The organism is Mycobacterium sp. E136, assembly GCF_001666865.1.
In the GTDB taxonomy this organism is placed as follows: domain Bacteria; phylum Actinomycetota; class Actinomycetes; order Mycobacteriales; family Mycobacteriaceae; genus Mycobacterium.
Map to the genome: position 1 here is coordinate 1 of NZ_LZJE01000339.1, position 10,818 is coordinate 10,818.

Genomic DNA, 10,818 nt, shown 5'->3' on the forward strand with positions numbered 1-10,818 from the left:
CGCGGCACTGACCGCCTGAACCGATCACCACGAAGAATCACACGACGACGTCGTACACCACGCCCCTGGACTTGACCGCTCATGGTCGTCGAACCCAACGAGCCGCTCCGGCGGGCGGCGACACAGCTGGACGCCAAGCTGGCCGCGTTCGCCTCGAAAGTCACCGGAGTTTCGGGCGCCGCGTAGCCGTCGCGTGATCTCGCCCTGTTTACCGCGTCATGAAGTGGGGCACAGGTCGCGGCAGTGGGTGGCTATCGGTGAAGGTTGCATCGGTTCACCCGCGAGGCGGTCAGCGGGGTCAACCTCTTTGTTGAGCAGACAGCTCTGCCTCGCTGCCCGTCGCCTACTTGCTCGCAGTGGTGGCGAGTCCGCCGTCGACGGGGATGATCGCTCCGGTGAGGAAGGCGCCCGCACGGCTGGCGAGAAAGACGGCGATGCCGGCCATGTCGTCGTCGCGGCCGATGCGACGCAGCGGCGCGGACGCGGCGATCTCATCGCCGAACGCATCGAGGGTCGCGGCCATCATCTTCGACGGAAATGCGCCTGGCGCAACGGCGTTGACGGTGATGTGCTGCGGGCCCAGTTCGCGGGCGAGCACACGGGTGAGATGGTGGACCGCTGCCTTGCTGCTGCTGTAGGAATACGTCGGAAGCTCGGGGACTCGGATACCGTCGACGCTGCCGAGGTTGATCACCCGGGCCGGATCGTCCGCGGTTCCGGCGGCGCGAAGTGCGGGCAGCAGCGCCTGAACGAGCCAGAACGGCGACTTGACGTTGACGTTGAGGATCTTGTCCCACGCGGAGTCGGGGAAGCTCTCCAGCGGCTCACCCCAAGTGGCGCCCGCGTTGTTGACCAGGATGTGCAACGGATCGCCGCCGCCGGTCACCTCTTCGGCCAGCCGTATGCATTCGTCGTGTCGCGACAGGTCTGCGGGAATGGCTCGGACCTGCCCGAACTGAGACAACTCGGCCTGTGCGCGCTCGCACGCGTCGACCTTGCGCGAGCTGATCACCACGCTGGCGCCGGCCTGCAGCAGCCCGCGGCTCATCATCACTCCGATGCCGCTTGTGCCGCCGGTGACGAGGGCGCGCTTGCCGGTGAGGTCGAAAAGTTCTGTGTGCGTGCTGAACTGACCGTCACTCATCGGCAAGCGCCTCCATCGTCGTCTCCGCGGCGCGCGGCCGCCTCGACTGAGACTAGAAGATGAGGCCGGAGGCCTTGCTGGTGGCCGCGGCGAACCGGTTCTGCACGTCCTCCCAATTCACCACATTCCAGAACGCCTTGACGTAGTCGGCCTTCACGTTCTTGTACTGCAGGTAATACGCGTGCTCCCACATATCGACCTGAAGCAGCGGGATGATGCCCAGCGGCACATTGGCCTGCTGGTCGTAGAGCTGGAAGGTGAGCAACCGCTGACCGAGGCTGTCGTAGCCGAGGACACCCCAGCCCGAGCCCTGCAGGCCGTTGGCGGCGGCGGCGAACTGCGCCTGGAACTTGTCGAACGACCCGAACTGGTCATCGATCGCGGCGGCCAGGTCGCCGGTCGGCTTGTCGCCTCCGTTCGGCGAGAGGTTCTTCCACCAGATCGTGTGGTTGACGTGCCCGCCGAGATGGAATGCGAGGTTCTTCTCGTTGAGGAAGATCGCGGCGTGGTCGCCGTTGGCGCGGGCCTCTTCGAGTTTGGCGATCGCGTCGTTCACGCCTTTGACGTAGGTGGCGTGGTGCTTGCTGTGGTGAATCTCGTTGATCTGGCCCGAGATATGCGGCTCGAGGGCGCCGTAGTCGTAGTCGAGGTCAGGCAGTGTGTACTCGCCCATGAAGTTCCTTTCTGTTGCGTCCGACGCTGTGTACCCGTGTTGCGCCGGAATCCACAGAAACCTCGGCGCCTGCGTCGCGGGGTTCGGCGAGCCTACGATCTATCCATTTATCTGTCTACCTGTTCAGATGTTGTGCTAACTTGGAACCGCGGGCGGCCGCGGCAACATCGATGCAGCACATCGTTTAGCGACTTGTCCTCCGACGGTGGCGAGCGCCACGGCCGACCCGCGCCAATCCCCGCACTATTTGCTGTTCGGTCAATTGGGTGGTTGCCGCCCGGTTAGTTCATCGGAGCACGCCGCCGCGTCGCTTGCCCGCCGCGACGAGCAGCCCGTAGCCTCGTGGCGTGGCCGGCCCGACCGGCGTTCGCGCCGACGAACTCACTGCGTTGGAAATTTTCGACGGCTATCGGGCCGAGGATCTCGTGCCGCTGGCCGCCCAACTGACCCCGCTCGACGCCGCTTCCGGCCAGGTTCTCATGCATCAGGACGAACTGGCGGTGTCCTTCTTGTTGATCGGGTCCGGCGCGGCCGAGGTGACGCACGTCGGAGACGGCGGACACGACACGGTCGCGAAACTCAGCGCGGGCATGATCGTCGGCGAGATCGCCCTGCTGCGTGACACCACCCGCACCGCGACGGTCATTGCCACTGAACCGGTGCACGGTTGGGTCGGCGGACGCGAGGCGTTCGCGACGCTGCTCGAGATCCCGGGCATGCTCGACCGCCTGTTGAGCACCGCCCGGCAGCGCCTGGCCGCCTTCGTCAGCCCCGCCCCGGTCAGGATGCGCGACGGCACCGAACTGTGCCTGCGCCCTGTGCTGCCCGGCGACAACGAACGGACCACCAAAGAGCCGGTGCAATTCTCGAGCGAGACGCTGTACCGGCGGTTCCAGTCGATGATCACCCCGAGCAAGTCCCTGATGCGCTACCTGTTCGAGGTCGACTACGAACACCATTTCGTATGGGTGATGACCGACGGGCCCGACGGACCGGTGGTCGCCGATGCGCGCCTTGTGCGCGACGAGGCCGATCCGACGGTCGCCGAGGTCGCGTTCATCGTCGCGGACGCATATCAGAACAAGGGTATCGGGTCGTTCTTGATGGGGGCTCTTGCGATCGCTGCGAAATTCCTTGGTGTACAACGCTTCACCGCGCGCGTGCTCATCGACAACTATGCCATGCGCACCATACTGACCCGCCACGGTGCACATTGGCAGCGCGATGATCTCGGCGTGGTCACCACCACCATCGATGTGCCGAAGCCGACCGATCCGCCGTTCTCGGCGGAGCTGATCAAGGAGATCCGCGACATGGCCGCACAAGTCATCCGGGCAGTCGGCTGATGCGGGTGCCTCTGAGCAAGGACACCCGGCTGTGCATTTCGCTGGCGGGTCAGCCGAGCAATATCGGTACCCGATTTCACAACTACCTCTACGACCTGCTCGGGCTCGACTTCATCTACAAGGCCTTCACCACAACGGATATCGCCGCGGCGATCGGCGGGGTGCGCGCGCTGGGCATCCGCGGTTGTTCGGTGTCGATGCCGTTCAAGCAGGACGTGCTGGCGCTGGTCGACGAGGTCGAGCAGTCGGCCCAAGCCATCCGAGCGGTCAACACGATCGTCAACGACGAAGGCAGACTCACCGCTTCGAACACCGATTACCTTGCCGTACAGGCGCTTATCGCCGAACACGACTTGCAACCATCGCAGTCGTTGCTGGTGTACGGCAGCGGCGGGATGGCCAGTGCGGTGGGAGCCGCCTTCCGCGATCTCGGATTCGATAGGGGGACCGTCGTGGCGCGGAATGCCGAGAGCGGCGGCGCGTTGGCCGATCGGCTGGGCTACGACTATGCCCACGATGTCGGCTCGCGCACCGCCGATGTGCTGGTCAATGTCACTCCGCTCGGAATGGCCGGCGGGCCGGAAGCGAACGGAATGGCGTTCGGCGAAGCCGCGATCGCCAACGCGCACACGGTATTCGACGTCGTCGCAATCCCATCGGAAACACCGCTCATCAGGGCCGCGCGCAGCGCAGGTATCGCGGTGATCACCGGTGCGGAAGTGATCGCGCTGCAGGCCGCCGAGCAGTTCGAGCGCTACACCGGGGTCCGGCCGACGGCCGAACAGGTCATGGCCGCTTCCGCGGTGTCGCGAGCGTGAGTCAGGGCGTGATCTTGGTCTGTTCGTCGATGACGCCCGTCGCGTCCATCAGCGCCGTCATCTGATCCTCACGGCCATCAGCGTTGAGTTGCAGCACGTACAACCCGTCCTGGCCGGGGATGACGACGGTCTTCTGGGCGATCGCCCGCAGCACACCGTCCTTGGTGTACGTGCCACCGATCTGTACCGCCTCGAAATCGGAGAGCTTGGACGGCGAACCGTCCTCTGCCCCTTCGTACCCGGGCAGGTTCTTGATCTCACCGGGGGCGAACTCGAGGATCTTCGCGGGGTCGACGTTACCGGTGAGCTTCGACACCAGCGCGATGATGGTCGGGGGATCGTCGGCCATGGCTGGGTCATCGGAAACGATTGCCGCGTAAGCCCACTGCGGGGTGCGCGGTCCGGCGTCGCTCCAGCCGGGCGGGAAGGGAAGCTCGATGGTCGGCGAACCCGGGTCGCCGCGCTTGACCGCCGTCTCTTGAATCCCGTTATCGCGGATGTAGTCGACGATCGTGTAGTTGGTCCCTCGGGCGGGCGGCGACGTCGGAGGCGCTTCGGCCGTACTGGTTTCCGACGCGCTCGTCTCCTCCGATGTCGTCGACTCGGACTTCGTCGATTCGGACTTGGTGTCGGAGCCGCAGCCTGCGAGGCCCAACCCGAGTGCGACCGCCGCGATTGCGATGACGCCGGCCCGCATAGTCGTGCTCATTTGCTCCTCCATCGGTTCGGTCTGCGCCGTAGCCTACGGGCGGCGTCCCGTGATTGCAGTCGAAAACGTGCGTAACGGCTGTTGCGCAGGGAAAAACATCGCTCCCTGGATTTTGCTACCTGGTTTGATCATGGTTAGCTGTGGGCAGGCTCTTGCGTGGCAGTTGGGGCCGGGGCGAGAGGGAGACGCGATGCGGGGGCAAACTACGCGGCCGAAGGCGGTGATGCGGTCGCTGGGAGCGATGGTTCTCGCGTTGCTCGCCGCGATCGCCCTGGCGGTGGCCTGGACGACCGCCACCGCGGTCCAGCTGGCGGCCAGCGCGCTGATCATCGGCGGTACCGAGCACCCGCTGGATTCGTCCGAAGACCCCGCCTACATCCAGCACTACCTGAACAACGCGGTCATGGGTTTCATCAACCCCGCTTCGGGCACCGCGACCACCAGCCCGGATGTGCCGCCGATCGAGGACGTCGACGGCAACGTCTATGCGGTCGTCTATCCCGCAGCGTTCTTCCCGGTGTTCGGAAGCAAGACCTTCGACACTTCCGTCGGCGAAGGCGTTTCCAGCCTGAACGGATGCGTCCGCGGAAACAGCTCCTGCGTCTACAACAGCGATGCCAGCCAGAACGGTGAGAATCCTGGCGAGCCGGTGCTGCCTCCCGCCGCTCACGAGGACTACGTCATCTTCGGCTACTCGCAGAGCGCCGTGGTGGCCTCGTTGGTCAAGCGAGACCTGATCGCCAACCCGAGGGACGAAGGCGACGACACGTCGTTCTTCCTGTTGGCCAATCCGATGCGCCCCAACGGCGGCATCCTGGCGCGCGGCCCCGAAGGTCTCACGATCCCGATCATCGGCATCACCTTCTACGGCGCAACGCCGACGAACACCTGCCAGGAAGGGCAGCAGTGTATGCCGACGGTCGACGCCGCCGCCCAGTACGACTTGATGGGTGGCGACGCACCCGCCAGCCTCACCAACGTCCTGGCCATCGCCAACTCGCTCGCGGCTTATTACTACCTCCACGGCAATCTGCAGGACGCCGACTTTGACGATGCGGTTTACCAGGGCACTCACGGCGACACCGATTACTACCTCTATCCGTCGAAGCGGCTGCCGATCCTGATGCCGTTCGAAGGCTTTGTGCCGTCGCCGATCCTGACGGCTCTGGACGCGCCGCTTCGCGTGCTGATCGAGGGGGCTTACGCGCGCGACGTGAATCCCGGCGTGGCGACGAAGGTGGGTCTGCTCCCGTTCCGGAATCCGATCAAGACGGCGATCAACCTGGTGAAGTCGATCCCGACCGGTCTCGACGACGCAGCGGAGGAGATCACCGACGAGCGTCCGCTGGGTACGGAACCCACCACGAGCCCGTTCGGGGTCGGCGGTCCCGACCTGCCGGATCCGCCCGAGTCGACCAACAACAGCAGGCTGAGGATGGCGTGGTCGGGTACGCCCGGCCCCGAGCAGGCCGCCACCGAAGACAACGAACTCGTCGGCGAGGGGGCCTCGGGCGAACAACTCGAACAGGATCTGCCGGCAGACAACACGATTGAGCTCGAGACCCCGACGGCTCCCGGCGACGAGACGACGACGCTTCGCGGCCAAGCTGTGGTCGAAGAGGGCGTGAGCGGAGTGCCGGCCGAGAACGCCGGAACGGGTGTACTCACGCCCAAGCCGCCGAAGGTTTCCGTCAAGCCCGCCCTGCCGAAGCTGCCCAAGCTCCCGAAGCTGCCGAAGCTGCGCGGGCCCATCAAGTTCGACTCGCCCGTGCGGCTGGGCCCGTCGCCCACCGGCCGGCCGAATCGAACCGGAACCAGCGGCTCGCCGACGGAGTCGCAACCCGGCAACACCGACGCCGACCCGGCCGGCGCCGGCGCGAACCCCGGCGGAGGCGCCGGTGCAGAGGGTGCCGCTGCGTGACGGGGATCAGCGGGAACAGTTGAGCGAGACCGTGATCGACCTGCTCACCACGACCGTGATGTACTCCCGATCCTTGCCCTTGCCGACCGCGAACGTTTGAGTCACTTCCTGCGGGTTGCGCACGCTGGTGACGATGCACTCGCTGATCGGACCGCTGCCGACCCGGTCGATGACGACGTCGTAGCCCTGATCTTCCAATTCCGCGATCGTCCTCGGTGCGTCACCGGGTTTCACCGGTTGCGCGGCGGCTACCCCCGTCGGCACCAGAATGGCGCCCACCACCGCTGTCGTTGCTGTCACACTCCAAAGAGCACGCATGACAGCCTCCGTTCATGAGGGTTGATGTCACTACTTGTTGATCGCCGAAAGGTCACCAACCGTTGCATCGTCGCGGCCGCGATGCTGCTGATCTGGACCAGCGCGTGCGGAAACTCTTCCGGCCCGTCGCCGGGCGACCAGTCGACATCCGAGAAGCCTCCACAAATCAACCCGGCCAGGATCGACAGGGCACGCACGTTCCTGCCCGACGGGTACGAGGTTTCCGACCTCGTGGGCCCCATCAGCCCGGTCACCGCTTGGGGATACGGCGCGCGCTGGACCACCGACCCCGCGAGGTGTGCGGCGCTGGCCGACCCCGCCGCGCATGCGACGAGCACCGACGGCTGGACGGCATCGGGCCCCGGCGGCATCGTCTACGCCGTGGTCGCGAGCGCGCTCGGCGACCTCGACCCGGCGGTGCTCGACGAGTGCCATAAGTGGACGGTCGAAAGCGGACGCACCACGGGAACCGTCACTCTCGAATCCGCGCCGGCGATCGAGGACGCCTCGACCGTCGTGATGGCCACGTCGAGCAGGACCGTCGTCGAGGGCGGTACCGAAACTCGCGCGCACGCCGACACCGTCACGGCCTACCTCGGCGACCACGTCGCGTTCGTCGCCGTCGTCACCGATCCCGGCTCGCCGAACCCGCAACTCGACTCGGAATTCGCCGCCCACCTCATGTCCGAAACGATGTCCGCGTTACGGGGCTGAGCGCTAGTCGGCCGGTACATTGTGCGGCGATGTCGAAGAGGGTCGTGGCCGCGTTCGCGTGCACAACAGTGCTCACCGCCTGCGCAACCGGCTCATCGGGGGACGATCTGTCCACGGCCGACATCGCGCGCGTAAAGGATGTGCGGGCCAGCTTCGGACCCGACTTCAAGGTCACCGATGTCGGGCCGACCGGCATCGACCCGCGACTGCTCGCCAGGCAGCAGCTGCCCCAGGGGATGAAGTTCGAGCCTCCCGACTGTGCGTCGTTCGCCGATCAGCAGATGCTGCCCGAGGGCGCCAAGGGCAACATGGCCGCGACGACGGCCGAGGGCGAGGGCAACCGGTTCATCACGATCGCCGTCGAGACATCCGCGGCCGCGTCGGTGAACGCGCCCGCCGAGAACTGTCGCAAGGTCGGGTTCGCGGGCGGCGCGATGCGCGGGCTGGTGGAGGTCGTCGAGGCGCCGCAGATCGAAGGGGCGCAGACGTTGGGCACGCACCGAGTGGTGCAGACGACGGTGGACGGCAAGCCGCGTACCGGCGAGTTGTACAACTACCTCGCCAGCTTCGGGCCCTTCCTGGTGATCGTCACGGCCAACCCGCTTGTGCTGCCCGACAAGCCGGTCGCAAAGGTCGATACGCAGCGCGCTCGTGACCTGCTCGTCGAAGCGGTCAACTCGGTCAAGGCTTAACGCACGTCGTGCGGACGGAACTGGATGCTGATCCGTGCGCCGACGGGCCGCGCCGTCTTCGGGATGGCGTGCTCCCACGTGCGTTGGCACGAGCCGCCCATCACGAGCAGATCGCCGTGGGCGTGCTGCAGGCGTAGCGACTTACCGCCACCGCGCGGCCGGAGCGCGAACGTCCGCGTGGCGCCGAGTCCGATGATCGCGACCATGGTGTCCTCGGTGCTGCTGCGGCCGATGGTGTCCCCATGCCAGGCGACGCTGTCGTTCCCGTCGCGGTACAGGCACAGTCCGGCCGTGGTGAACGGCTCACCGAGTTCGCCCGCGTAGGCGTCGTTGAGCCGACGGCGAAGTTGCTTGAGGCGGGGATGGGGCGGCGGGTCGTCGACCAGATTGTGGAAGCTGACCAGGCGGGGGACGTCGACGACGCGGTCGTACATCGGCCGGCGTTCCGCACGCCACGGGATGACTTCGGAGAGTTCGGCGAAAAGCTCGTCGGCATCGTCGAGCCACCCGGACCGGAAATCGATCCAGGCCCCGTTCCCGAGATGGCGGCGTTCGGCGTGCTCGAACAGCGAGCTCTGAAGAGCCAGCTCCATGTCCGCGATCCTATCGCACAAGCGTTCGATGCGTCAGAGCCGCACCGCACCGGGCCCCTGGCCGGCGAGGACGTCACCCGGGTTGGTCAGCGCGCATGTCTTCAGGCTCAGGCAACCGCAGCCGATGCAGCCGGTCAGGTTGTCGCGCAGGCGCTGCAGGTGCAGGATGCGGTCGTCGAGGTCTTGGCGCCAGCCCGCGGACAGCCGCGCCCAGTCCTTGCTCGTCGGGATCCTGTCATCGGGCAGCGTGGCCAGCGCTTCGCGGATGCGGGACAGCGGAATTCCGAGCCGTTGCGACATCCGAATGAATGCGACGCGGCGCAGGGTCTCCCGCGCGTAGCGGCGCTGGTTTCCGGTGGTTCGTCTGCTTTGAATGAGCCCTTCGCGCTCGTAGAAATGCAGCGCCGAGACGGCAACGCCGCTGCGGGCGGACATCTCGCCGGGAGTCAGCTCGTGAATCAACTCCATAACATCAACCATAGTTGAGGTGCCTGTGCGGGTTACGGTGCTAACTGTGACATTGGGCTGCGACTCCGAGGTGGGTCGGCTGAATGCGGTCATCCTGCATCGGCCAGGGGCCGAGTTGCAGAGGTTGACGCCCCGCAACAACGATGCGCTGCTGTTCGACGGGCTGCCCTGGGTGGCGCGGGCACAGGAGGAGCACGACGCGTTCGCCGCGCTGCTGGTGGAGCGCGGTGTCGAGGTGATGCTGCTTGCGGACCTGCTGACCGAGGCGCTGTCGCACAGCGGCGCGGCCCGGATGCACGGGATCTCGGCAGCGGTCGACCCGCGGCGGCTGGGTCTGCCGCTGGCACAGGAACTTTCGGCGTACCTGCGCTCACTGGAGCCGGCGCCGTTGGCGCATGTACTGATGGCGGGTATGACGTTCAACGAGTTGCCGCTCTCGGGTGCGGACTTGTCGTTGGTGCGACGCATGCATCACGGCGGCGACTTCGTCATCGACCCGCTGCCGAACCTGCTGTTCACACGTGACTCGTCGTTCTGGATCGGCCCGAGGGTGGCGATCACGTCGTTGGCGCTGCCGGCGCGGGTGCGTGAAACTTCGTTGACGGACGTGATTTACGCGCATCACCCTCGATTCCTCGGCGTTCGGCGAGCGTACGAGTCGCGGTCCGCACCCGTCGAAGGCGGCGACGTGTTGCTGCTCGCGCCGGGGGTGGTGGCGGTCGGGGTGGGGGAGCGGACGACGCCTGCGGGTGCGGAGGCGTTGGCGCGCAGCCTGTTCGACGATGATCTCGCCCATACCGTGCTCGCGGTACCGATCGCGCAGTCGCGAGCGCAGATGCATCTCGACACCGTGTGCACGATGGTCGATGTCTACTCGGTTGTGATGTACCCGCCTGTCGTGGACTCGTTGTCCGCGTTCACCATTCATCGCGACGGGAACGGGGGAGTGCGGATCGACGACGACCTGCCATTCGTCGAGGCCGCGGCGACGGCGATGGGCATCGACCGGCTGCGCGTCATCGCGACGGGGTTGGACCCGGTGACGGCGGAACGCGAGCAGTGGGACGACGGCAACAACACGCTCGCGCTCGCACCGGGTGTGGTGGTCGCCTACGAGCGCAACGTCGAAACCAATGCGCGGTTGGCGGACGCGGGCATCGAAGTGCTGCCGATCCAGGCATCCGAACTGGGCACGGGTCGCGGCGGGCCGCGGTGTATGTCGTGTCCGGCCGGCCGCGACCCGCTGTAGCGGTCTCGTTTCTGCGCTGAGGGTTGCTTTTCGATCGAATCCGCAACCTTCAGCGCAATTTTCGCGGCGACCAGCTGCGCCGGGCGAACGCATCGTACGCGCGGAGTTGCTCGAGCGAGAAGGATGGATCGACCTGCGTATCGTCGCGGAGCACAGCAGGCGATTCATTTTGC

Annotated in this window: 12 protein-coding genes; 6 read left to right on the forward strand and 6 right to left on the reverse strand. The window is 66.3% G+C overall.

The window, feature by feature from the left end:
* Window positions 1-343: 343 nt before the first annotated feature.
* Together A5698_RS22435 and A5698_RS22440 are read right to left on the reverse strand one after the other, a co-directional pair.
* The gene (locus tag A5698_RS22435) at window positions 344-1,144 is read right to left on the reverse strand and encodes an SDR family oxidoreductase (RefSeq protein ID WP_068301302.1); all 801 of its coding nucleotides are present in this window, start codon (window positions 1,142-1,144) and stop codon (window positions 344-346) included.
* Window positions 1,145-1,196: 52 nt separating this feature from the next.
* Window positions 1,197-1,817 carry a superoxide dismutase gene (locus A5698_RS22440; protein ID WP_068301304.1) on the reverse strand — a complete coding sequence of 207 codons (621 nt, stop codon included), beginning with the start codon at window positions 1,815-1,817 and terminating at the stop codon, window positions 1,197-1,199.
* 347 nt (window positions 1,818-2,164) lie between these two features.
* Between A5698_RS22440 and pat the strand changes: the two genes are divergently transcribed.
* Window positions 2,165-3,163 (forward strand): acetyltransferase Pat, encoded by a 999-nt coding sequence (gene pat, locus A5698_RS22445; protein ID WP_068301307.1) that lies wholly within the window; start codon window positions 2,165-2,167, stop codon window positions 3,161-3,163.
* Complete coding sequence (locus A5698_RS22450) at window positions 3,163-3,981, forward strand: shikimate 5-dehydrogenase (RefSeq protein ID WP_197506861.1); 819 nt, start codon at window positions 3,163-3,165, stop codon at window positions 3,979-3,981. Before pat ends, A5698_RS22450 begins: the two co-directional genes overlap by 1 nt.
* A 1-nt stretch (window position 3,982) precedes the next feature.
* Here the strand turns inward: A5698_RS22450 and lpqN are convergent, their stop codons facing one another.
* Window positions 3,983-4,690 (reverse strand): envelope biogenesis lipoprotein LpqN, encoded by a 708-nt coding sequence (lpqN, locus tag A5698_RS22455; protein ID WP_068301335.1) that lies wholly within the window; start codon window positions 4,688-4,690, stop codon window positions 3,983-3,985.
* A gap of 190 nt (window positions 4,691-4,880) precedes the next feature.
* Between lpqN and A5698_RS22460 the strand changes: the two genes are divergently transcribed.
* Entirely contained in the window at window positions 4,881-6,611 is a 1,731-nt protein-coding gene (locus A5698_RS22460) for a PE-PPE domain-containing protein (protein ID WP_084792575.1), read from the forward strand.
* A 6-nt stretch (window positions 6,612-6,617) separates the two neighbouring features.
* On the opposite strand, the gene A5698_RS22465 is transcribed toward A5698_RS22460, so the two are convergent.
* A complete protein-coding gene (locus A5698_RS22465) occupies window positions 6,618-6,929 on the reverse strand; it encodes a hypothetical protein (RefSeq protein WP_068301316.1) in 312 nt (103 codons plus the stop codon).
* A gap of 24 nt (window positions 6,930-6,953) precedes the next feature.
* Between A5698_RS22465 and A5698_RS22470 the strand changes: the two genes are divergently transcribed.
* Both A5698_RS22470 and A5698_RS22475 read left to right on the forward strand, forming a co-directional pair.
* Window positions 6,954-7,643, forward strand: a complete 690-nt coding sequence (locus A5698_RS22470) for a DUF5642 family protein (protein WP_231967496.1) — start codon at window positions 6,954-6,956, stop codon at window positions 7,641-7,643.
* Between the two features lie 29 nt (window positions 7,644-7,672).
* The gene (locus tag A5698_RS22475) at window positions 7,673-8,335 is read left to right on the forward strand and encodes a DUF5642 family protein (protein ID WP_068301322.1); all 663 of its coding nucleotides are present in this window, start codon (window positions 7,673-7,675) and stop codon (window positions 8,333-8,335) included.
* Here the strand turns inward: A5698_RS22475 and A5698_RS22480 are convergent.
* A complete protein-coding gene (locus A5698_RS22480; RefSeq protein ID WP_068301326.1) occupies window positions 8,332-8,928 on the reverse strand; it encodes an alpha-ketoglutarate-dependent dioxygenase AlkB in 597 nt (198 codons plus the stop codon). The genes A5698_RS22475 and A5698_RS22480 overlap by 4 nt on opposite strands.
* A 33-nt stretch (window positions 8,929-8,961) precedes the next feature.
* Window positions 8,962-9,396, reverse strand: a complete 435-nt coding sequence (gene soxR / locus A5698_RS22485) for a redox-sensitive transcriptional activator SoxR (protein WP_068301329.1) — start codon at window positions 9,394-9,396, stop codon at window positions 8,962-8,964.
* A 46-nt stretch (window positions 9,397-9,442) separates the two neighbouring features.
* Between soxR and arcA the strand changes: the two genes are divergently transcribed.
* A complete protein-coding gene (gene arcA / locus A5698_RS22490; protein ID WP_068301332.1) occupies window positions 9,443-10,645 on the forward strand; it encodes an arginine deiminase in 1,203 nt (400 codons plus the stop codon).
* Window positions 10,646-10,818 lie beyond the last annotated feature (173 nt).

Excerpts from the sequence above, each read along its gene's own strand:
- lpqN (WP_068301335.1), bottom strand. The coding sequence starts at position 4,690 with ATGAGCACGACTATGCGGGCCGGCGTCATCGCAATCGCGGCGGTCGCA.
- A5698_RS22460 (WP_084792575.1), top strand. The coding sequence starts at position 4,881 with ATGCGGGGGCAAACTACGCGGCCGAAGGCGGTGATGCGGTCGCTGGGA.
- A5698_RS22435 (WP_068301302.1), bottom strand. The coding sequence starts at position 1,144 with ATGAGTGACGGTCAGTTCAGCACGCACACAGAACTTTTCGACCTCACC.
- A5698_RS22480 (WP_068301326.1), bottom strand. The coding sequence starts at position 8,928 with ATGGAGCTGGCTCTTCAGAGCTCGCTGTTCGAGCACGCCGAACGCCGC.
- A5698_RS22470 (WP_231967496.1), top strand. The coding sequence starts at position 6,954 with ATGTCACTACTTGTTGATCGCCGAAAGGTCACCAACCGTTGCATCGTC.
- A5698_RS22450 (WP_197506861.1), top strand. The coding sequence starts at position 3,163 with ATGCGGGTGCCTCTGAGCAAGGACACCCGGCTGTGCATTTCGCTGGCG.
- A5698_RS22440 (WP_068301304.1), bottom strand. The coding sequence starts at position 1,817 with ATGGGCGAGTACACACTGCCTGACCTCGACTACGACTACGGCGCCCTC.
- A5698_RS22465 (WP_068301316.1), bottom strand. The coding sequence starts at position 6,929 with ATGCGTGCTCTTTGGAGTGTGACAGCAACGACAGCGGTGGTGGGCGCC.
- A5698_RS22475 (WP_068301322.1), top strand. The coding sequence starts at position 7,673 with ATGTCGAAGAGGGTCGTGGCCGCGTTCGCGTGCACAACAGTGCTCACC.
- soxR (WP_068301329.1), bottom strand. The coding sequence starts at position 9,396 with ATGGAGTTGATTCACGAGCTGACTCCCGGCGAGATGTCCGCCCGCAGC.